At 34.0% G+C, this 22,506-nt stretch carries 19 protein-coding genes, 1 pseudogene, 1 riboswitch and 2 other annotated features; of the genes and pseudogenes, 14 read left to right on the forward strand and 6 right to left on the reverse strand.

From position 1 onward, the window contains the following. The first annotated feature begins 356 nt into the window (after nt 1–356). Nucleotides 357–4,424, forward strand: a complete 4,068-nt coding sequence (locus tag B7R67_RS11785; RefSeq protein WP_088070652.1) for a S8 family serine peptidase — start codon at nt 357–359, stop codon at nt 4,422–4,424. 134 nt (nt 4,425–4,558) lie between these two features. Further along, nucleotides 4,559–5,377, forward strand: coding sequence for a hypothetical protein (locus B7R67_RS11790; RefSeq protein WP_088070653.1), 819 nt, complete (start codon nt 4,559–4,561; stop codon nt 5,375–5,377). A 63-nt stretch (nt 5,378–5,440) separates the two neighbouring features. On the opposite strand, the gene rluF is transcribed toward B7R67_RS11790, so the two are convergent. Further along, complete coding sequence (rluF, locus tag B7R67_RS11795; RefSeq protein ID WP_088070746.1) at nt 5,441–6,148, reverse strand: 23S rRNA pseudouridine(2604) synthase RluF; 708 nt, start codon at nt 6,146–6,148, stop codon at nt 5,441–5,443. A gap of 243 nt (nt 6,149–6,391) precedes the next feature. Continuing rightward, nucleotides 6,392–6,493: riboswitch (purine riboswitch) on the forward strand. Between the two features lie 143 nt (nt 6,494–6,636). Between rluF and B7R67_RS11800 the strand changes: the two genes are divergently transcribed. Beyond that, nucleotides 6,637–7,938, forward strand: a complete 1,302-nt coding sequence (locus B7R67_RS11800) for an NCS2 family permease (protein WP_088070655.1) — start codon at nt 6,637–6,639, stop codon at nt 7,936–7,938. A 217-nt stretch (nt 7,939–8,155) separates the two neighbouring features. Here the strand turns inward: B7R67_RS11800 and B7R67_RS11805 are convergent, their stop codons facing one another. Next, complete coding sequence (locus B7R67_RS11805) at nt 8,156–9,493, reverse strand: APC family permease (RefSeq protein ID WP_088070657.1); 1,338 nt, start codon at nt 9,491–9,493, stop codon at nt 8,156–8,158. Between the two features lie 124 nt (nt 9,494–9,617). Here B7R67_RS11805 and B7R67_RS11810 point away from each other — a divergent pair, with 124 nt between their 5' ends. Beyond that, nucleotides 9,618–10,052 carry a hypothetical protein gene (locus B7R67_RS11810; RefSeq protein ID WP_088070659.1) on the forward strand — a complete coding sequence of 145 codons (435 nt, stop codon included), beginning with the start codon at nt 9,618–9,620 and terminating at the stop codon, nt 10,050–10,052. Nucleotides 10,053–10,190: 138 nt separating this feature from the next. Continuing rightward, nucleotides 10,191–10,892 (forward strand): MBL fold metallo-hydrolase, encoded by a 702-nt coding sequence (locus tag B7R67_RS11815; RefSeq protein WP_088070661.1) that lies wholly within the window; start codon nt 10,191–10,193, stop codon nt 10,890–10,892. A 193-nt stretch (nt 10,893–11,085) separates the two neighbouring features. On the opposite strand, the gene B7R67_RS11820 is transcribed toward B7R67_RS11815, so the two are convergent. Next, nucleotides 11,086–11,562, reverse strand: coding sequence for a hypothetical protein (locus B7R67_RS11820; RefSeq protein ID WP_088070663.1), 477 nt, complete (start codon nt 11,560–11,562; stop codon nt 11,086–11,088). Nucleotides 11,563–11,818: 256 nt separating this feature from the next. On the opposite strand from B7R67_RS11820, the gene B7R67_RS11825 reads away from it, so the two are divergent. Continuing rightward, a complete protein-coding gene (locus tag B7R67_RS11825; RefSeq protein WP_088070665.1) occupies nt 11,819–12,016 on the forward strand; it encodes a hypothetical protein in 198 nt (65 codons plus the stop codon). A 65-nt stretch (nt 12,017–12,081) separates the two neighbouring features. Here B7R67_RS11825 and B7R67_RS11830 read toward each other — a convergent pair whose 3' ends face one another. Beyond that, a complete protein-coding gene (locus B7R67_RS11830; protein WP_088070667.1) occupies nt 12,082–13,128 on the reverse strand; it encodes a YeiH family protein in 1,047 nt (348 codons plus the stop codon). Nucleotides 13,129–13,241: 113 nt separating this feature from the next. Here B7R67_RS11830 and B7R67_RS11835 point away from each other — a divergent pair, with 113 nt between their 5' ends. Together B7R67_RS11835 and B7R67_RS11840 are read left to right on the forward strand one after the other, a co-directional pair. Beyond that, nucleotides 13,242–14,123 (forward strand): LysR family transcriptional regulator, encoded by an 882-nt coding sequence (locus tag B7R67_RS11835; RefSeq protein WP_088070668.1) that lies wholly within the window; start codon nt 13,242–13,244, stop codon nt 14,121–14,123. 77 nt (nt 14,124–14,200) lie between these two features. Then, nucleotides 14,201–14,995, forward strand: a complete 795-nt coding sequence (locus B7R67_RS11840; protein ID WP_088070670.1) for an SDR family NAD(P)-dependent oxidoreductase — start codon at nt 14,201–14,203, stop codon at nt 14,993–14,995. Between the two features lie 72 nt (nt 14,996–15,067). On the opposite strand, the pseudogene B7R67_RS11845 reads toward B7R67_RS11840, so the two are convergent. After that, nucleotides 15,068–15,439: pseudogene (locus B7R67_RS11845) on the reverse strand (anion permease); the annotation flags it as partial. Then, nucleotides 15,426–16,046: a DUF47 domain-containing protein gene (locus B7R67_RS11850; protein WP_088070672.1), complete on the reverse strand. Its 621-nt coding sequence runs from the start codon at nt 16,044–16,046 to the stop codon at nt 15,426–15,428. The pseudogene B7R67_RS11845 and the gene B7R67_RS11850, both read right to left, overlap by 14 nt. 230 nt (nt 16,047–16,276) lie before the next feature. Next, nucleotides 16,277–16,528, forward strand: a binding site (T-box leader). A 44-nt stretch (nt 16,529–16,572) separates the two neighbouring features. Next, nucleotides 16,573–16,846 (forward strand) — a binding site (T-box leader). A 63-nt stretch (nt 16,847–16,909) separates the two neighbouring features. Here B7R67_RS11850 and trpE point away from each other — a divergent pair. The 6 genes from trpE to trpB are packed head-to-tail and all read left to right on the forward strand — an operon-like array spanning nt 16,910 to nt 22,506. Beyond that, nucleotides 16,910–18,319, forward strand: coding sequence for an anthranilate synthase component I (gene trpE / locus B7R67_RS11855; RefSeq protein ID WP_088070674.1), 1,410 nt, complete (start codon nt 16,910–16,912; stop codon nt 18,317–18,319). After that, nucleotides 18,303–18,914: an anthranilate synthase component II gene (locus tag B7R67_RS11860; protein WP_088070676.1), complete on the forward strand. Its 612-nt coding sequence runs from the start codon at nt 18,303–18,305 to the stop codon at nt 18,912–18,914. The genes trpE and B7R67_RS11860 overlap by 17 nt, the downstream gene beginning before the upstream one ends. Beyond that, a complete protein-coding gene (trpD, locus tag B7R67_RS11865; protein WP_088070677.1) occupies nt 18,886–19,914 on the forward strand; it encodes an anthranilate phosphoribosyltransferase in 1,029 nt (342 codons plus the stop codon). Before B7R67_RS11860 ends, trpD begins: the two co-directional genes overlap by 29 nt. Further along, complete coding sequence (trpC, locus tag B7R67_RS11870; protein WP_088070678.1) at nt 19,915–20,703, forward strand: indole-3-glycerol phosphate synthase TrpC; 789 nt, start codon at nt 19,915–19,917, stop codon at nt 20,701–20,703. Then, complete coding sequence (locus B7R67_RS11875; RefSeq protein ID WP_088070680.1) at nt 20,700–21,305, forward strand: phosphoribosylanthranilate isomerase; 606 nt, start codon at nt 20,700–20,702, stop codon at nt 21,303–21,305. The genes trpC and B7R67_RS11875 overlap by 4 nt, the downstream gene beginning before the upstream one ends. 1 nt (nt 21,306) lies before the next feature. Next, nucleotides 21,307–22,506: a tryptophan synthase subunit beta gene (gene trpB / locus B7R67_RS11880; RefSeq protein WP_088070682.1), complete on the forward strand. Its 1,200-nt coding sequence runs from the start codon at nt 21,307–21,309 to the stop codon at nt 22,504–22,506.

Raw genomic sequence — 22,506 nt, forward strand, 5'->3', positions numbered from 1 at the left:
AGTAGTATTGCAGTATAGCGTTTTGTGAGTAATATTCAAGTATGCAAATTACGAAATCTAAGAAACTAGATCGTGCAAAGGCTCTTAAGTACTTACTAGTTTTATATAAATAGAATCAGACAAAGTCAAATAGTTTCAATTTAAAATAAAAATAACACAAGTTTTTTAGAGTAATTTCATGCTTTTTTTTATATTTAATGAAATTTTCTTTCAAATTTCAAGGCTTTTAGTAAAAAATCCTTACAAAATGTCCTAAATTTCGATTATTAATAACACAATATGCTTTTTCTAGAAATGAGATACTATTAAATAGTGAGAATTTTTCAATAATACACAGAAAATGGGGGATGAAGATTATGAAGACAACAACTTTGATAAAGCACTCAGCAGTAATTGCTCTTTCTACAAGTTTGCTAATTTCACCTTTCAGTACAAAATCATATGTAACAGCAAAAGCAGCAACCTCAAAAGCAGAAGAAATTTTAGCATCAATTACACCTGAGCAAAGACAGGCGTTAAATCAATTACAATTAAACGACCAAGAAGGCTTACAAGGCTTTAAAGATGGCGAATTAGATTCTGACAATGACATCTCTGTAATAGTACAGTTCAAATCGGATCCAAGTAACGTTGCTGTTTTAGAAGCGGCAGTTGATGGAAAGTCTTTAACAAAAGAAGCAGCACAAGCAGAAGTAGATAACGAGCACAACGTTTTTAAAGAAGATGTTGGAAAACTAACAGGTAAAGGAAAGAAAAAGGCACCTGCCATTACAAGGACATATAAAACAGCATTTAACGGTGCGGCTATTACACTTCCTGAAAACGAAGTAAAGGAACTATTAAAATCCGAGGCTGTTAAATCAGTTTATAAAGATATTACTTATAACGTAGACCCAATTAAAGAAGATGTTCCAACAGATATAGGACGTAAAACTACTACATCTGTCGATAGTATTCCATATTTAAATGTGGACAAGCTTCATAAAGAAGGAATAACAGGTAAAGGGATAAAGGTAGGCGTTTTAGATACAGGTATTGACTATAATCATCCAGATTTAAAAGACGCTTTTAAAGGCGGATATGATTTCGTAAATAATGACAGCGATCCAATGGAAACTACCTACAAAGATTGGCAAGCATCAAAACAGCCTGAAATGAACGGTAGCAGTCAATACTATACAGCTCATGGTACACATGTTTCAGGAACAATTGTAGGACAAAATAAAAATGATAGTGAAGTATCGGTAGAAGGTGTTGCTCCAGATGCAGATTTATATATGTACCGTGTTCTAGGTCCATATGGTAGTGGTTCAACTGAAAATGTAATCGCAGGTATTGATAAAGCTGTTCAAGATGGTATGGACGTGATTAACCTTTCATTAGGTGCAACGGTCAATGATCCTTATTATCCAACTAGTACCGCAATTAATTATGCAGTATTAAATGGAGTAACAGCAGTAGTTGCAGCTGGAAATAATGGACCGAATGATTTTACATTGGGCTCACCTGGCACAGCCGCATTAGCATTAACTGTTGGAGCAAGTGATGTACCAACTTCGATTGCTACATTTAACGGAAAAGCAGCAGGTGATTGGTCAACTGAAATTATTGGCATGGCAAGAAACTTCTCTGAAAATTTTACTAGTTTAGAAGGCAAATCTCTTGAACTAGTAGATGTTGGTTTAGGGACGTTAGTTGATTATAAAAATAAAAATGTTAATGGAAAGATTGCTTTCGTTCAACGTGGGAACTTTGCTCTAGTAGATAAAGTGAAATATGCAAAGCAAAATGGCGCAAAAGCGGTTATTATGTATAACAATGGTGATGGACAGATTGGTTATAATTTAGGCGAATCAACTGACTATGTTCCAGCTTTCTCAATGACGATGAAAGCAGGGGAAGAATTAAAAGCAAAAATTTCCACAGGTGATACAACATTTACTTTTGCAGATTTGAAGAATCGTACGACAGCAGGAGATAAATTAGCAGACTTCAGCTCAAGAGGACCAGTTAATGGAAATTTTGAAATGAAGCCAGAGGTAACAGCACCAGGTGTGAGTGTTCTTTCTACGGTTCCTTCATACATCACAAATCATGATACACCAGAGAACTATAAATATGCATATGAAAGAATGGATGGTACATCAATGGCTACTCCATTTGCAGCAGGTGTGGCAGCTCTATTATTAGGAGAAAATCACCAACTGAAACCAGCAGATGTGAAAGCGATTTTGATGAATACTGCAGATAAACTAAATGGAGACTATAGTGTGTTTGAAGTAGGGGCTGGCCGTATTGATCCATACCAAGCTCTTCACACACAATCAGAGATACAAGTAGAAGATGAAGCGTTAATTCCTTTCGGCGACCAATTAGTTAAAGAAGCGAATCAAACGGGTGGATTAAGTTTCGATAAACAAGTTGTCCGAGATGACTCACAAGTAAAAGTGAAGAAGGACATTGAAATTAGAAACGACAGTAACAAAATGAAAACATTTGATGTGAAAGTAGTAGATAACGCTCAACTTGGATCAAATAGGCTACAAGAAAACGGTGTAGTAGTAGATGTAGATAGTTCAATCAATGTAAATAAGAACTCGGTTAAGAATATAAAAGCAGCATTAACTGTTCCATCTACAGCAAAAAAAGGGTTTTATGAAGGGTATCTTCTAATTACGAACTCAGATGATAAAACAGAACAGTACCGTGTACCATTCAGCTTTAAGAAATCTGATGAAGGATTTGATTCATTTAATTTATTGTCTCACGCAATCAGTCCAAACTATTTAAATCATGGATATGATGGTTTCCGTACAGCAACGGCATTAACAAAGTACAATTTAGGTTCTCCAATTGATACACTTGATGTAGTATTACAGGATGGAAATACAAATGAAGATTTAGGTCTTGTCGGTACACTAAATTTAACTGGTGCAGCAACGGATAAAGATTACTTCCTTCAAACATTTAATGGACTTTACTACTCGCTTACAGGTGATAAAAAACATCCTGTTTCTACAGAGACAAGCAAGGCTATGCCAGGGCATTATAAGCTAAAGTACATCGCAACATTACCAAGTGGTAAAAAAATAACAAAAATTGAAGACGTATTTATTGATATTGATACTCCTACTGTGAAAAGTTCATTAGATGGAGATTCACCTTTCATTGAGTATAAGCCAGGACAAAAAACGTATCCTTTTGAAATGGATGTAACGGATGAGGCAATTACAGAGATGCAAAAGGCTGGTCTTAAAATAGATCAATCAGCTAACTTTGCGATCTATACTTATGGGCTCCCATTCCCTCAAGGTCCAGTACATATGGACAAAGACGGTAAATGGATTGACGAATTTGATATCGTTGAGTCTCAAAAATATCAAGCATTTAATTTAATTGGTTACGACGCTGCTGGAAATCAAGCAAATTGGAAGGAATACTTCTTCGTAAAAGAAGGAACACCAGTTGCATATGCTAAACATAATGTAGAGCTTGCTCGTACTGGAGACATACTTTCTGCTTCATTAGTTTTAGATAACCTACAAGGTGTAAAAGAAGCAACGTGGAACTTTGATGATGCACAAGCTGCAGGTATTCCTTATGTAAATCTTGTAGATGCAGCTTTAACGGATCAATTTAAGGACAAAGCTAGTATTCAAGTAAATGGTAATAAGATTAAAGTTACGTTTAAAGAATCAATGGCGTTTGACCATGCAGAAGTAGTTAACGTAAAAGTAAAAGTGCAAGATGAATTCTTCTATCCAATTGGTTATATCAACCCATCAACTAATATAGTAGATGCTAACGGCCAATCGGTGAAGTTATTAAATGCTGGTAAACGATTCCAATTAAAACCAAGATTTAACCGAGTTCAAGGAAATATTCTTCCAGAAGGTTATATGGTTCAAAATGGAGATCAATTACCGTATTTGGGCTACCGTGACTGGAATAAAGTTGGGACAAAATTCAATGTTACAAATGGGGATTTTAGTTTAGATGGTACTAATTTGATTAGTAGTGGTGGCAAATTTAACATTGAACCACTACCGTTAAATAAGGACGCTTATACATTTGAAGTAAATGTTCCAGGTCACTTTATCACTAAAAAGACTCAGAAATTTGGTTTTGAATATAAAGGTGAATCATATGGTAAATCAGATTCAATCAATATTAATTTAGTTGCTGGTGATGTGAACCAAGACAACGTAATTGACGTTCTAGACGCATTAGCTATTCAAACTTATTGGGGAACAAACAATCGAAGTGCTGATATCAATTTTGATGGAAAAGTAGATGCAAAAGATTTTGCATTCGTAGAGAAAAATTACTTAAAACAAAATGCATCAGTACAAAATGCACCAACTCCGAAAACAATTTCCGATAATCAAACATTAGAAACGATTAAAAGCCAATTAGGTTTATAAAAAATGTAAGAAGCTGCTATAAAGCATTTATCATGCTTTATAGTAGCTTCTTTTTGTACGAAGACGAAAGTTATTAATTGTAGCTTTTTCACGTAATCGATCTTCGCCCATAAACTGAAACTAGGGTGAGGAATGTGATAAGAAATCAATTAGATCTAAATACGTTTCATCAAAAATACTTTCGACCTTCTTGTTTACAAGCTTTAAACTTAAGACTCAATTCATATAAGTTCTTTGAGCCTTTTTATCATCAAACGTATGATCAAATTCAATTACCTTCTTATTTGACGGAAAAACCTGATGAAACACTTATCAACTATTTTAGTATTCTACGAGAAGCCGAAAATCTGCTTGGGCGTTCTTGTGGAACGGTTGGTGAAGCACGATTACCATTTCCAATTGCCTATAATTTTTTATCAAAGGAGTATCAAAAAAGATATAGCTATGAAGCCTATTTAAATTCGTTCGCTGGAATCGGTCATACAAGTTTGATAAAACTTTGTCGTGTACCAGATATTAAAGGGGCAAAAAAGTTTTTTTATGAAATTGAAACAATTGTGTCATTTAAAGGCAGTAGTGCAGAGTATTTTGGTTATTCATATGGTTTTATGAAATTAATTCATCAACAAGATGGGTATCGAATATCAGATATTCATCAAATTTCAGAGGATTTCTTATGTGCACCATATCATGGCTGGGATCATGATGGTGAAGCAATTGTAGATGTTAAATTTGGAAATTGGTGCAAATTAGTTAAAAAGAGACATCCGACAATAAAAGATGGGTTTATAAAACATATCTATTTTGAGGGGAATGATGGAGCGGATTATTGCCTTATTTTCTTTACACTAACAAATGGTACCGATATCGAAATTGCCCAATTCCGTAAAAGTGGGAATGAAAATTGGAAGCAGATTGACTTTAAACCAGAGGAAAATTGTTTAACCAATTAATTTAAGATTTTTGAAAATATCCCATTAAAAAAACTGATTCAATCGAATCAGTTTTTTTTGAATTTACCATTCATTAGGTTCATAATTTAATTCTCTAAAAAGCTGTGTTTTTTCTTTCTTAGTTAAGTCTCTCCATTGGCCGACTGGTAGATTCCCTAACGTTATATTCATAATTCGAGTTCTTTGTAGTCGATATACCTCATATCCAAGAGCTTCACACATACGACGGATTTGGCGATTTAATCCTTGTGTTAAGATAATTTGAAAATCGAATTTTGAAATCTGTCTTACTTCACAAGGTAATGTTTTTGTGCCTAAAATCTTAACTCCTTCAGACATTTTCTTTAAAAACTCCGGAGTAATAGGCTTGTCTACTGAAACAATATACTCTTTTTCATGTTTGTTTTCAGCTCGCAAAATTTCATTTACAATATCACCATCGTTTGTAAGGAGTATTAAACCATCAGAATCTTTATCTAGTCTTCCAATATTAAAGATACGTAATGGATGATTTACTAAATCAACAATATTTCCTTTAACTCCTTTTTCAGTTGTACTTGTAATGCCGATTGGCTTGTTTAAAGCAATATATACATGATTTCTAGCTAAACGGATTCGTTCACCATTAACAATAACCTCGTCGCCAGGTTCAACTTGGTCACCAATTTTGGCAACTTTACCATTTAATTTAACTCTTCCTTCACTAATTAACTTATCTGCAGCACGTCTGGATGCTTTACCAGACTCGCTTATAAATTTATTTAAACGAATGATAAACAACTCCTTAAATTCAAAATGATATTTTCAGAATAACATAAATGTCATTTTATGTAGAATAGCATTTGGAGATTAATAAAAAACCGGATGCTCGCTAGCCACAAACAACCGAAAACATTCAGAATACAGATTTGTGTGTTATCTATTATTTTAACCATTTTATACAAATTATTTTCTAAAGCATAGTTAAACTTAATTATTTTTTATTGACAGATTGTAGGCTCAGTCGTATGATGAGAAAATATATTAATATACTCTCATATAAACTTGAAAATAAGGTTCAAGAGTTTCTACCTAGCGCCCGTAAATTGCTAGACTATGAGAAAAGGCTTTGGTTATTTTTTTGCTATTACACGTAAAACTGTCTGCTTTTTCTCATGAAAAGCGGGCAGTTTTTTTTTGTAAAGAAATCGGCGGAAACTAATGGGTTTTATTAAATATCAAAAATTAATTATTTCAATATAGCGAAAAGGAGTCTTCAAATGTTTCAACTTAAAGAACGTAATACTTCATTTAAAATTGAAGTATTAGCTGGTTTTACAACATTTTTAACATTGGCGTACATTATTATCGTCAATCCAATGATCCTAAAGGATGCTGGTGTACCATTTAACCAAGCGTTTTTAGCTACAATTCTAGCAACAATTATTGGGACATTAACAATGTCGTTGATTGCTAATTATCCCATAGTCATTGCACCTGCGATGGGGTTAAATGCATATTTTACTTATTCAGTCATTGGAGGACATAATCTTCCATATACAGTTGGTTTTTCTGCTGTTTTTATTACTGGACTTTTATTTTTGTTATTATCTTTAACATCATTTCGTACTAAATTAATCCAAGCTATTCCAACTAATTTAAAGCATGCAATTGCTGCTGGGATTGGATTATTTATTACGTTTATTGGTTTACGTCTATCTGGAATCGTTACAGATCATCCTACAAATCTAGTAACAATTGGTGACTTTACTTCTCCTAAAGTAGCACTTACATTAATTGGTCTTTTAATAACGATTATATTTATGGCTCTTAATATAAACGGTGCATTATTCTTAGGGATGATAACGACAGGTATCATTGCGTACTTATCAGGGCATTTGAGCTTTACAAATGGCTTTGTTGCAATGCCTCATTTACCAAAGGGCGTATTGGTCTACAACCCAATTCATTCAATCAAGGATATTATTGAATATGGACTTTATAGTGTAATTTTCTCATTCCTACTTGTTATGTTATTTGATACGACAGGTGCTTTATTAGCAATTGTTAAACAAGCAGGCCTTTTAAAAAATGGTAAACTAGAAAAGGGTGGAAGTGCATTCACTGCTGACTCAATTGGTACAATTGTTGGTGCAATGCTAGGAACAAGTCCTACTGCAGCAACTGTAGAATCTTCTGCGGGTGTTGGTGCTGGTGGAAAAACTGGTTTAACATCACTTACTGTTGTATTTTTATTTATTATTGCAGCTTTCTTTGGACCACTAATTGGATCAGTATCAGAAGTTGCTGCAATAACAGCGCCTAGTCTAATTATCGTTGGCTGTTTCATGATTAAAAGTATTTCTGAAATTAAGTGGGATGATTTTGAAGAAGCATTCCCAGCATTTCTAGTTATTGTTAGTATGCCACTAACATCAAGCATTGCAAACGGTATTGCATTAGGCTTTATTGCTTACCCTGTAATGAAAATCGTAAAACGTAAATTTAACGAAGTACATCCATTCGTTTACTTATTTGCTGTTTTATTCTTAGTTCAATTAGTGTTTTTTGCGCATAAATAAATTATGGCTTGGGTGGGGAGAACACTGTGTGAACTTTATTGATAAAGTGGTGAAATTTATTGATAAAGTACTGATTTTTGTTGATATATGACTAGAGTTTGTTGATATATGACTAGTATTTATTGATAAGCATCAAATTTGCTCCGGAATTATACTCATGATGAAAAAAACCTCAAGGATTATATCATCCTTGAGGTTTTTCATCATTCTGCTTTAATCAGCTTGCCTTATATTCTTCATCACTTTTAAAGTTAGATTTTAGTTTCATATAAACCGGTAAACCAATGATGGCAATTCCGATTGATACTAGTGCATCTATCGGTGAATTTAGTATAGTACTACCTACGATGTATAGTGTACCTAAAATTGCAACTATAGGAGTTATTGGATATAAAGGTACTTTATATAAAGATTTTTCAACCTTTTCTTTTTTACGTAATATGAAAATAGCGTTAAAAGCCAAACCGTAGAATAAAAAGACAGCAAAGATTGCCATGTCAGAAAGACGATCTGGGTTCCAGAATATCATAAATGCTAATGCGATAATGATTTGAAAAATTGTAGAGCCTATTGGCGTATTAAATTTTGGATGGATACTAGATAATACTTTTGATCCTGGAAGAAAGTTTCTTTCAGCCATTGCGTAAGTAATCCTTGGGAAAGTAAGAATTTTACCATTCAAGCAACCGAAAATAGAAATTAAAATTCCGATGGCTAAAATTTTTCCTCCAATATTACCAAATAATGATGAAGCTGCTGCAGTTGCTGCATTAGGCCCTAATTGAACTATTTTACTAGCAGGTAAAACGTGTAGCATTGCAATATTTACAGAAAGATAAGCTAAAATAACAATAAGAATACCAGAAATAATTGCTCTTGGAAGTGTTTTTGATGGGTTTTTCATTTCGCCGGCCATAAAACCTACATTCATCCAGCCGTCGTATGCCCATAGTGTTGCTAATACTGCTGCTCCCATACTAATTGTTTGAGTTGAACTACCACTCTCTGCATTAAAAACGGAAACATCCCCTTGAAAAATACCAAAAACTGCAATAAGAATAATAGGAACAAGTTTCCCCACAGTAGAGATTGTTTGAATTAACCCACCGAATTGTGTACCTAATATGTTCAGGCCGCCAAGTAGTAAGATTGTAATAATACCAATTAAAAGTTTAGAACTTTGGTGAAATCCGAAAAAATCTGCAAATAATGAGCCGAAATAAAGACTAAGAGCGCCCATTACAGCGGGTCCGTAGACGAGGGTTTGTACCCAACCGCATAAAAATCCCCACATCTCGCCATAAACTTCTTCTATGTAAGCATATAATCCACCTGTTCTTGGGATTTTTACACTTACTTCAGCGATCGTTAATCCACTTGCTAGTGTAATAACGCCACCGATAATCCATGCTAAAAGAGCCATAGTAGAGTTAGCTGTTGAGGACAGTACGATTCCAGGTTTCATAAAGATACCAGAGCCGATTACTGTACCGATTACTAAAGACGTTGATACGAAAAAGCCAATATTTTTCTTTAAATTTACTTCTTTTTCCACGTTTTACTCTCCCTCCAGGATTATATTTATAAAATTAAAAAGATTATATCACAGCAAATTTCTAATCTTATTTTTTCTGAAAAGTTAAATATTAACTCTTGATGAAGCGAAAGGAGCTAATAATATGAACAAAAAGAAGTATATAATTGCTACGCTAACAACACTTTTTATCGCGATTTTTTCATTTATCTCTTACCGAATCGTTGATAATTATCAAGATTTAGGTAGAACACTAAAAGGCTACGAAATAACGCTCGGGTACCACGAAAATGATGCGAATGGAGAATTCACTGATTCAAATACTAAATTTAAAAGTAGAAATGGACTTAAAATTCAAGTGCGTTATCCTATGAATACAAAAGAAACGAAAACAGCTCGGTTAACAATAATTGAAATGAAAACATCAACAATTGTGAAAGAAGAAGACTTTAATATAGGTAAAAATGACTCCGGTCAAACTTATGAATTAAATGCCGACAAATGGTCACCCGGAAATTACAAAAGTGTTTTAGTTATTAATGGAAAAGAAGTTAAAGCTAAAAAATTCGAATTAAAATAAGTGCTTTTTGCGATAGTTTTTGTAGTCCTTTTAATGGGGGGAAAGAAGGTATTTAGTAAAATCACTAGAATAATAAAATGCAAGAATAATAGAACTTTAATTGGAAGAATGATGATGAGTTTATAGGGGGGAGAAATAATGGATTATCTTTTTGAAAAAGTAAAAGAAAATATATATGTACTAGCAGTATGGGATTCGGAGTGGAAATCATACAATAATTGTTATTTTATTGTTAATGATGAAGGAGTAACCCTAATTGATTCAGGGAAAAAAGTGCACGCAATTTACTTAGAAAAAGCTTTGAATGAATTAGGCAAATCTTTAGAAGATGTAAATCTCTTTTTGGCTACACATGGACATGAGGACCATGTTGAAGGTTCAGCAATTTTAAAACATGCTAAAAAATTCCTGCATTCAAATGATAATGACTTACTTGAACAACTTGATAAAATGCAGTTTAGCAATGATTTGAAAGCCAATGAAGTGGTACAAGAATTTGATTATGAGCTAGTTGGCTATCATACTTCAGGTTCAGTTGTATTTTATCATCGCCCGTCAAAAATTATTTTTACAGGAGATTTCTTATGCTTTTTCGGCGATCCTTTATCAAAGGAAGGGTTAGTCTCCGAAGGACATGATCTTAGATATGAATGGGCTAAATATTTAAGAGATGGCGGAGTCCCAAAGGATCATTTAGAAAGTTTTCTTGATGGGCTTAAACTAATTAATCAATTTGATAATAGTGTAATGTGTACGGGACATGGTGGTGTCCTAGTTGGGGATATTCAAGATTTTATAAGTGAGCTAATAAAAGTAGGAGAAGTAAGTAAAATTAAGTAAATCTCCTTCTGAAAGGAAAGAAGAGGAGCTCTAAGATTTCTCTCAGACTGTTGACAAACGCTCGCTTTCTTCGTTGCTTCGCCCGCCTGCGGTGCTCATTACCGTTTAAGGGTAACTCCGCTCCTCGAAAGACAAACGTTTTCAATCAGTCTGAAAATCAGATAAAAGACTTTGTCTACAAACTGGAGGAAATCTAAGATTTCCCTTTCTTCAAAGATGAATAAATCATGTAACCAATAGTGGCAATTATAATGCCAAGGATAAATTTGTTTATTAATAAGCCGTTTTCAAAGTTTCTATTATTAAAATAAAAAGGTCTTGCCATTTTCAGACCGTTATCCATTTGGACAATAAAACCATTATATTTTGAGCTATTTACTAATTCTGTATTAGTAGCAGAATATATTTTTGTACCTATAGGTAAAATATTGGATTCTCCGTTAGCTTTCGGTAGATCCCACTTATTTTTAGTTTTTTTTAGGATGATTCCTACTTCTTTGATTATATCTAAATTTTTAGCAGGTTCATTTGTAATTAAATATGTATGACCTTTTATATAAAATAGAGGAGATAATGCCTTTGTAGGATTCACTATATTATTAAAAATTAAAAATCCTAGCAAAGTTAGAATAATAAAAAATGATACTTTTATTAGCTTACAATTTCTCATAATATTCCCCTCTATTCTACATTTCAAAGTTTATTTAAGATTTTATAAGTTCGTAGATTTTAATGAAATTAATTTGCTTTTTTACAATTTAACATTTTTGATTAATGCATTTTTAATGAATAATCGACAATTTAGTGAAATTGTTCACAAGTGAGATGAGAGCATTTTATTAAGGCTAGAAATGAATATTTGAACCTTAATGAATTATATAATTTTTAAAAGGATTAATTAGAATTTAAAAATGGGAGTGGAAGTTATGAAGTTGAAAACTTTTATTGGGTTATTCATTGGTTCATTAACAACCTTCTTTCTATTAAGTCTTTTAAGTAATAAATTAAATGATAAGGAATATTGGTTTCATGCAGTAATTTATTTGCTATTCATGAGTTTAACGTTTTTAATAATTCATTTTGTTCAAAAAGGAAAAGCATCAAAAAAGACTGATTCATTTTGAATCAGTCTTTAGTGTGTATGCAAAGACCCATAAATCAGATCATCAGTCTGAAATTTGGAACAAAATTATAAGAGACTAAAACTCAGATAAGTTAAAACAGAAAGTAAAATTGAAGTAATGGTTAATGCGATTAGTGGGCGCAATGCTTTTGTTCGTAGTTCTTTTAAATTTATATTCAGGCCCAGTCCGGTCATTGCCATGGTTAGGATGAATGTCGTTAATTGATTGATCGATGTTAGAAAGCCTGTTGAAACTGGAATCGTGCGACCTAAAATGTAACTTCCGAAAAAGCTCATGATGATGAATCCAATAAGAAACCACGGAAAGTCGATTTTTGGTGCGTTTTCCATGTTACCTTTCTTTTTCATCCAGAGCATAAACAGAAAACAGACAGGAACTAAGAGGAAAACACGCGTTAATTTTGAAAGTAATGCAACTGCAAGTGCATCTTGACCTGCTGGAGCAGCGGCTAATGCTACATTTGCAATTTCATGAAGACTAATTCCAGCCCATGCCCCGTATTTTGAAGTACTTATTGGCAGGAAAGGTATTAGGAATGTATAGGCAATCGAAAAAATTGTACCTACTAGTGCGATCATTCCAATTGCCATTGCGGTATCCTTCTCTTTTGCTTTAACAATTGGAGAGATTGCTGCTATTGCAGCTGCACCACATATCCCAGTACCGATACTTAGTAGTAAAGAAAGGGATAAATCTGCTTTCAACCGTTTTGCAATAAACATGAACACAAGTATTGAAAATATGACTGTTGCTACACTTCTTAGCAATAGCGGTAAACCATTGTGGAAAATAACGTCCATATTGAGCTTTAATCCATATAAAATAATTGAAAATTTTAGTAATGCTTTTGAGGAGAATTGAATTCCGTTTCGAAACTTTCCTGGATATCCAAAAAATTGGCGATAGATGACTGATAAAAGGATGGCACATGCTAGTTGGCCAATATGGTCGAAACCAGGTAATTTAGATAAAACCAAACCTAGTAAGGCAAAAAGTATTGTAAATCCAATCCCAAGGAAGAAAGCAGTGTTTATTTTACGCTTTAATTTTGGCTCATTAGGATTAGGTGATGACATAAGTTGTTGTTCCATTTGCATTATCCTCTCTTTCATTTCTATCCTAATCGTAACGAATTTTTTACTATAAGAAAAATAAATGATTATAATAATGATAATAAGTAAATACGATACATAGAGGTGGAAATGTGGATCAAATACTGTTAGTTTTTATGGCCGTTGCTGATAAAAGAAATTTTTCTAGAGCAGCAGAAGAACTACATATGACTCAACCTTCTGTGAGTCAACAAATTCAACTACTTGAAAAATACATTGGTGCAAAGCTTTTTATTAGAACGAATAAATTTGTCCAGTTAACAAAAGCTGGGGAAATTGTTTACTTACACGCTAAGGAAATAACTAGTCTATATAAGCGTATGTCGACTTTAGTAAATGATCTAATGAACGAGGCTAGTGGTCATCTTAAAATAGGCGCAAGTTATACTTTTGGTGAATATGTCTTGCCACAAATTTTGGCGAAAATGAAAAGATTCTATCCAAATGTGATCCCATCCGTTCAAATAGGTAATACAAGAGAAATCATTCAAGCAGTATTAAATCATCAAATTGACGTTGGTATTGTTGAAGGCGAAGTTGCTAACAATCTTTTAAATATTAATCCGGTCGCAAATGATGAAATGTATATTATTGCCGGAACGAACAATGAGATTTTAATGAAAGATGTGACTAGTGAACAATTAGAAAATCAGACATGGATTGTTCGTGAGAAAGGTTCTGGAACGAGAGAAGCTACAGAAAAATTATTTGATACTTTAAATATAAGACCAACTAATTTAATCGAGTTTGGTAGTACACAGTTAATTAAAGAAGCTGTAGAAGCTGGAATGGGAATAACGTATTTATCTGAGCTTACGGTAAAAAAAGAAAAGCTCTTGAATACAATCGATTACCTTAAGGTAGAAGGGACACCAATCAGACGCAATTTTACAGTCATCATAGATTCGATCGAACTTCAAACTAAATCGATGGAAGTATTTATAGAACTAATTGAAAATCATTATGAAAAATAAAGTGTAAATCCTTTTTTTAACGATTCGAACATATAGTAAAACGAAAACTAATTGTTCTTAAAAAAGGATAGATCATGATGACTTACAAAAAACAAAGAAATAAAACAGTGTTGATTACAGGACCAACAAACGGGATTGGTTACGAATTAACAAAACGATTTGCAAAAGATGGCTTTAATCTAATTTTAGTATCAAGAAATAAACCGAAATTAGAAGAATTGGCCAATTTGTTAACGAATCAATTTAATAACAAAGTGTTGGTTATTTCAGAAGATCTTTCTCAAGCAAATTCGGCTAAGTCTATATTTGAACAAGTATCTAAATCTCAGATGGAGGTTGATATTCTTGTAAATAATGCTGGAGTTGCACTGTATGGCGAATATAGGAAGATTGACTTAAAAACAGAGTTAAGCATGATCCAACTCAATATTGTTACATTAACAGAATTAGTTAAATATTTTTTACCGAATATGCTTCAAAAAAATGAAGGTCAGATTATTAATATTGCATCTACGGCAGCTTTTCAACCGGTACCAATGATGTCGATTTATGCTGCATCTAAAGCTTATGTACTTTCATTTAGTGAAGCGTTATCGGAAGAACTAAAACAGACTGGAATTTATGTAACTGCCGTTTGTCCAGGACCCACTAATACAGGGATTATTGATGCATCAGGCGGGAGCAATTCAAAGCTATTTCAGGGTAAAATTATGACACCAAATAAAGTTGCTGAATTGGCTTATAAAGCTGTAAATAAGAAGAAAACTGTTGTAGTAACAGGGATGAAAAATAAAATTTTATCGGAAGGTGTTCGATTGATTCCACGCTCAATCGTTAGAAAAATTTCTAAAAAATTTTTAGAAGAAAAGTAAGTAAAAAGCAGTTGAATCTTAAACATGGAAATACAGTCTATCATATTTAGACTGTATTTTTTAGTATACCCACTATAAAAACAATTTTAATAATTGATAAAGAATGGCAGAAATCGTAGCAGAGATTGGAATGGTAATGAGCCAAGTAATGACCATTCTTCTTGCAGTTCCCCAATTAACATCTTTAACATGTTGTGCGGATCCAACTCCTATGATGGATGATGAAATGACATGTGTTGTACTGACTGGTAAATGTAACGTGGTAAACGTGAAAATAATTGCAGCAGAAGATAGATCTGCCGCGGCTCCGTTAACGGGGCGTATTTTCATGATTTTACCGCTGACTTTCTTAATAATTTTCCATCCGCCAATTGATGTTCCTAATGCCATTGCGGTTGCAGAAGAGATTCTTACCCAAAGGGGGATTTCTTTAAGCGTTACCCATAATGATTGACTCAAGTGTATTTGCTACATCCTGTGCACTATCAGAAACAGCTTCCAACATTTCATAAATCTCTTTAAACTGGATGATTTTTATCGGATCTTGTTCATTTTTAAATAACTCTTTTATGGAAGTTCGTAATAAAGTATCACATTGCGACTCGTAATCTTTTACTTTAATTGCATGAACACGCATTTCTAATAATTTCTTTCTTGAAAGTAATTGAATGGCTTTTAAAATTTCATCTGCCGCGCTCCGGATATTCTTTACAAATTTGATCATAAAATCGTCAATTTGTACAATTGAGTACATTTCAAAAGTCGCTGAACATTGCTCCATTCCGTCTAAAACATCATCCATCTTATTAGCAAGTTCTAGTATATCTTCACGTTCAATCGGTGTAATAAACGTCTTATTCAACTCAACAATGATTTTATGAATATATGTATCACCTTTTGTTTCATATGCTTTCATTTCTTCAGAAAAGGTTTTTAAATCACTAGCATTTTTTATTTTAAAATCATCAAAATACTTTGCGGATGCATCTACATTATTTGCGATATTTAAAAGCATTTCAAAGAATGCATCATTTTTTTTACCGAATCTCAATCTAATTCCTCCTAAAAACAAATAGTTTTTAATCCTTACATTATGATGTGCAAGAGAAATTAATTTTATTGATATTATCTTTAAAAAATCAGTTAGTTCTATTAACTTTTTAAGCAGGTTTGGATTAAAATGAAAAGAAAAAAAATCGAATCTTGTAAATTAAAACATGTTGACTTTTTTTTTTGCGCATAATAATATTAGAACAATTAATTTAAACGAACATAAATAATTACTTTGCGTTGACGAAGAGTAGTAACGATTACGGAAACTTAAGAGAGCTGATGGATGGTGCGAATCAGTGTGAAAGTAATCGCGAATGGACTTCCGAGCATCCAAACCGAACCTTAGGTGAGCAGTAGGCTTTGGCGAGTAGTCTTCTCGTTACAAAAGACGGGTATTCAATCGGATTCAGAATGGATACTGACAAAGTGAGCTGTTAAATCAGCTAATGAAGGTGGCACCACGGGTCTCTCGTCCTTTTTTAAGACGGGGGGCCCTTTTTGTATTTTCTTTTAAATTTAATATTGATAAATCGCTGAGTAAGAAGAGTAAATATTGGTGAATGTCACAGAGAGTTAGACGTTGGTGAGAGTCTAATACGGGAACCTTTATCGAATGGGCTTACGAGATGCATCTTGAAAAATAGAGTAGGGATGCACGGACTTCCACCGTTAAAAGGATAGGGTATCGGAATATTAAGGATTCAAATCATCCAATTAATTCCCGTATCTGAAAAGTGGGATTCAGTTTAATCTGATCCAATCGAGGTGGTACCGCGGTAACTATTAATCGTCCTCTATATGCACAATCTTTGTGCGTATAGGGGACTTTTTTATTTTCAAATTTAGTTTGGAGGTAGAGCAATGACAATACAAAACAAAGTAGAAGTAATCATTGAAACAATACATGGAGATTTATATACACCTATTTCGTTATTTAAGAAGCTGACTGGGAGCAAAAAGTTTCTTTTTGAAAGTTCATTTAAGCATCAAGATTCTGGGCGCTTTTCGTTTATCGGTTCAAAACCAGCCTTTGAACTAATTGGAACAAATCAAGAAGGTGAAATCATCTATCAAAATGGTCCAAAAGTAGAGTTTACTGGAAATCCATTATTGAAGCTAAAGGAGCTTCTTCCAATTCATGAATCTTTCGAAGCATTTGATATTCCTTTCATAGGGGGAGGAATTGGGTATGTCGGATATGATATGATTCGCCAATTTGAAGAAATAGGTGATGAATTAGATGACTTAATTGGAATGCCAGATCTTCATCTAATGTTTTTTGAAATCATTATTGCATTTGATCACTTAGAGCAAAAAATTTATTTAATTGGTATGAAGCTAACGAATGATACAACGTTAGAAGACTTAAGAAGCCAAATTCAAAACCTGAAACAAGAAATTCTAGCTGAATCAAAACAGGAAGAAGAAAATCCAGTCGTCTTTTCAAATTTTGAATCAGAAATAAGTAAAGCTGACTATCTGTCAAAGGTTGAAAAAGCAAAACAATTTATACAAAAAGGAGATATTTTTCAGGTAGTTCTATCTCATCGGATGGGAGCTAGTTTTGAAGGGAAACCATTTGATTATTATCGAAAATTACGTATTAAAAATCCTTCGCCTTATATGTATTTTATCGATTTTGGAGATAGCGCTGTTGCTGGGACTTCACCGGAGAGCTTGATTAAAGTAAAAGGGAATCAAGTCATAACGAATCCAATTGCTGGCACGAAGCGAAGAGGAAGAACTAATGAAGAAGATTTCAGTATCGAAAAAGACTTATTACAAGATGAAAAGGAACTTGCTGAACATAAAATGCTCGTTGATTTAGGTAGAAATGATCTTGGTAAAGTGTGTGAGTTCGGATCAGTCAAATTAGAAAAATATATGAACGTTGAAAAATACAAATATGTAATGCATATCGTCTCAGAAGTTAGTGGGCAATTAAAAAAGCCATATACAGCGTTGGACGCATTGATATCTTGCTTACCTGCTGGAACAGTATCGGGTGCACCAAAAATTAGAGCGATGGAAATCATCAATGAATTAGAAGTATCGAAACGTGGAGTATACTCAGGCGCGGTCGGGTATGTATCTGCTAATGGAAATCTTGATTTTGCATTAGCTATACGAACGATGGTTTTAAAGAATCAAATGGCATACATTCAAGCAGGTGCAGGCATTGTATATGACAGTAAGCCTGAACAGGAATATGAGGAAACCATTAATAAACTAAAAGCTTTTTTGGAGGATCGTCATGATATTACTAATTGATCACTATGACTCGTTTACTTACAATCTTTATCAATATTTAGGTGAGCTCGGAAACGAAATCCATGTAGCTCGATATGACAAAATCTCGATTGAAGAAATAAAAAAAATGAGTCCAAAAGCAATCATACTATCACCTGGTCCAGGTAAACCAGAAGAGAAAAAAGAAACGAATGAGCTGATTCAATTCTTTTACAAAACAGTACCAATCCTAGGGATTTGCTTAGGACATCAAGCAATCGGTTATGCATTTGGGGCAAAAATCAAGAGTGCTAAACAAATCAAACATGGAAAAACCTCAAAGATAAAACACGATGGAAGCAATCTTTTTGCATACATGACTCAGCCGTTAGAGGTGATGAGGTACCACTCGTTAGTTATTGAAAAGGGAAGTCTACCACCTTTTTTTGAAATAGTAGCAATGTCCTTGGACGATCAAGAAATTATGGCTATTAAGCATCGCAAGTACCCAGTTTACGGAATGCAATTTCATCCAGAATCAATCGGAACAGAACAAGGAAAACAGATTTTATTAAATTTTTTACGCGAAATAAAGGAGGAATCAAGTGATGAGAGAGTACCTTCAACGATTGGCTAATCGTGAATCATTTACAGAAGATGAAATGCAAGTAGCAGTTCAACGGATTTTACAAGACGATCAAATATCAGATAGCGAAATCGCTGCATTTTTAGTCGCTTTAAAAACAAAGGGTGAAACGGTTAATGAAATCGCAGGACTAGTAAATGCCATTAGAAATAATACGGTTGGTTTTACCCGAAAGTTTCAACATGTCATTGATAACTGTGGAACTGGTGGAGATAATTCTTCAAGCTTTAATGTTAGTACAACCTCGGCATTTGTAATCGCAGGAAGTGGAATTCCAATTGCAAAGCACGGCAATAGAAGCATATCCAGTAAGACAGGAAGCGCCGATGTTTTGGAACAATTAGGCATCGAATTATCGATTCCAATCCAATCTTCTGAAGAACTGTTAGAGGAAGTAGGTATTGCCTTTTTGTTTGCTCCATATGTCCATCCAAGACTGAAAAAGGTAATGAAAGTAAGACGTGAGCTTCAAATTCCAACTATTTTTAACTTGATTGGACCATTAACAAACCCAGTCGAGTTAGAAACACAATTATTAGGAATTTATCGACGCGATTATTTAGAAATTTTTGCAGAAGTCCTTAAAAAACTAGGACGAAAACGAGCGATTGTAATCAACGGTGCGGGACATTTAGATGAAGCCTCTTTAGCAGGTGAAAATCATATCGTTCTATTAGAAAATAATGAATTTAAAAAAATGACACTTCATCCTGAAGAAGTTGGATTATCTTGTTACCCAAATGAAGCAATCAAAGGCGGGGACTCAAAGATGAATGCTGAAATTCTTCTTAGAGTTTTAAAAGGAGAAAAAGGGGCCTTTCGAGACACGGTTTTATTAAATTCAGGTTTAGCGATTTACACTTCTGGCATTGTAAATGAATTCTCCGAAGGAATTAAGAAAGCTGAAGAAAGCATCGATTCTGGTGCTGCTTACGAGAAACTTCAAAAACTTGTCGAGAGAACTAGCAAATTAAAAAGAGAGGTTATTTAAATGGAAACGATTTTAGATCGAATTATTTCTCAAAAACAATTAGAGGTTGAAAACTTGAAAGAGATAGTTAGAAAATCAGCCAATTATGATACGAATAGATCATTTATTAATCACTTGAAAAATGCAGATAAAATATCAATTATAGCGGAATTTAAACGAGCTTCTCCTTCTAAAGGTGAAATTAATATGAATGTAAATCCAGCTGAACAAGCAAAGAAATACGAAGAAAATGGCGCAGCTGCAATATCTGTTTTAACAGATACAACATTCTTTAAAGGTTCATTTAATGATTTGAAGATTGTAAGGAATGCAGTCGACATTCCAATTTTATGTAAAGATTTTATCATTGATCCAGTTCAAATTGATATTGCTAAGGAGCATGGTGCAAACATCGTTTTATTAATTGCTGCGGCCCTTTCTTTTTCAGAGCTAAATAATCTATACGAATACGCCAAACAACAAAATCTTGAAGTATTAATGGAAATTCATGATGAAGATGACCTAGAGAAGGCATTGAAAATTGGCCCACAACTGTATGGAATCAATAATCGAAACTTAAAAACTTTTGAAGTGAATTTAGACGTAACAGAACGACTAGCTCCTATCATTCAATCAGCGGGAGGTTTCATTATAAGCGAAAGTGGCATTTTTAATCAGGTTGATGCAAAACGCGTTCGCAATGCTGGTGTACATGGCGTATTAGTCGGTGAAGCCTTAATGAGAAGCAATGACTTATCTACAAATATGAGTGAGCTTATGGTTCCAATTCTGAAGGGGGCTAAAAGGTGAAAGTGAAAATCTGTGGCATTACAGATTTAAAAACAGCCCAACTTGCAGTTGAAGCAGGAGCAGATGCTGTTGGATTTGTTTTCGCCGAAAGTAAGCGTCAAATCGACATTTTGGAAGCAAAGAAAATTATTAAGTCATTACCGGAATCTATTTTGAAAATTGGCGTGTTTGTAAATGAAACTAAGGAACGTCTAGAATCCATATTTGAGGAAGTTGGTTTAACTCATTTGCAGTTACATGGTGATGAAACGCCTGAATTTTGTCGGTCATTACGCTATCCAGTCATTAAGGCAATCAGAGTAAAATCCGAATTAGACATAGCGCAAATCACTCAATACGATTGCGATTATATTTTAGTAGATAGTCCAAGTGGAAAATATCGTGGTGGTAATGGTACGACCTTTGACTGGGAGTTACTTAGCACCCAAAAAATAGATAACTTGATTTTAGCTGGAGGATTAACACTCGATAATGTTTTACTAGCCTCCGACATTGTGAAACCACTAATGGTTGATGTGAGTAGTGGTGTTGAAACGAACGGAATAAAAGATGAGAAAAAAATAAAAGCATTTATTAAAAAAGTAAAATTAGGAGGAATTTAATATGACTACGTACACATTTCCAGATGTAAAAGGCCACTTTGGTATGTATGGAGGAAAATATATACCTGAAACACTAGTTCAAGCAATAACAGAATTAGAGGAAGCATATGCAAATGCAAAAAATGATCCAGAATTTAATGAAGAAGTTGAGAAACTATTAAAAGATTATGTCGGTCGTGAAACGCCTTTATATTTCGCAGAGAATTTAACAAAGCATGCAAAAGGAGCAAAAATCTATTTAAAAAGGGAAGATTTAAATCACACTGGCGCTCACAAAATTAATAACACAATTGGTCAGGCCTTACTTGCTTTACGTATGGGGAAACGAAAAATCGTTGCTGAAACAGGAGCAGGCCAGCATGGAGTAGCAACTGCAACAGTTTGTGCATTATTAAATCTTGATTGTGTCATCTTCATGGGAGCTGAAGATGTTCGAAGACAAGAACTAAACGTTTTCCGAATGGAACTTCTCGGTGCAAAAGTAATCAGTGTAGACTCTGGAAGTGCAACTCTAAAAGATGCAGTAAATGAAGCGCTTCGTTACTGGGTTGCAAATGTCGACGATACTCACTATTTATTAGGCTCAGTAATGGGGCCACATCCTTTCCCAATGATGGTTCGTGATTTCCAAAGTGTAATCGGAAAAGAAACAAGAAAACAATTTTTAGCTAAAAGTGGAAAACTACCTGATGCAGTCGTTGCTTGTATCGGTGGCGGAAGTAATGCGATCGGTATGTTCCATCCATTTATTGAAGACGAAGGTGTAAAGTTATTTGGTGTTGAAGCGGCAGGTCACGGAATTAATACAGATAAACAAGCAGCTTCATTAACGAAGGGGGTACCTGGCGTATTACATGGTGCATTAATGTACTTACTTCAAGATGAGCACGGTCAAATACAAGAGGCACATTCGGTATCAGCCGGGCTTGATTATCCTGGAGTAGGACCTGAGCACTGTTATTTGAAAGATATTGGTCGTGTAAAATACGAATCAATTACCGATGAGGAAGCGCTGGACGCATTCCAATTACTAGCTAGATTAGAAGGAATTATTCCAGCATTAGAAAGCGCACATGCCGTTGCGTATGCAATTAAACAAGCTGCAACAATGAAGGAAGATGAAAACTTAGTGATTTGTTTATCAGGTAGAGGCGATAAAGATGTTCACACTGTTCGTGATCTTTTAAAGGGGGAAAACTAA

Origin of the sequence: Gottfriedia luciferensis (assembly GCF_002156865.1) — a bacterium.
Taxonomy (GTDB): Bacteria; Bacillota; Bacilli; order Bacillales; family Bacillaceae_G; genus Gottfriedia; species Gottfriedia luciferensis.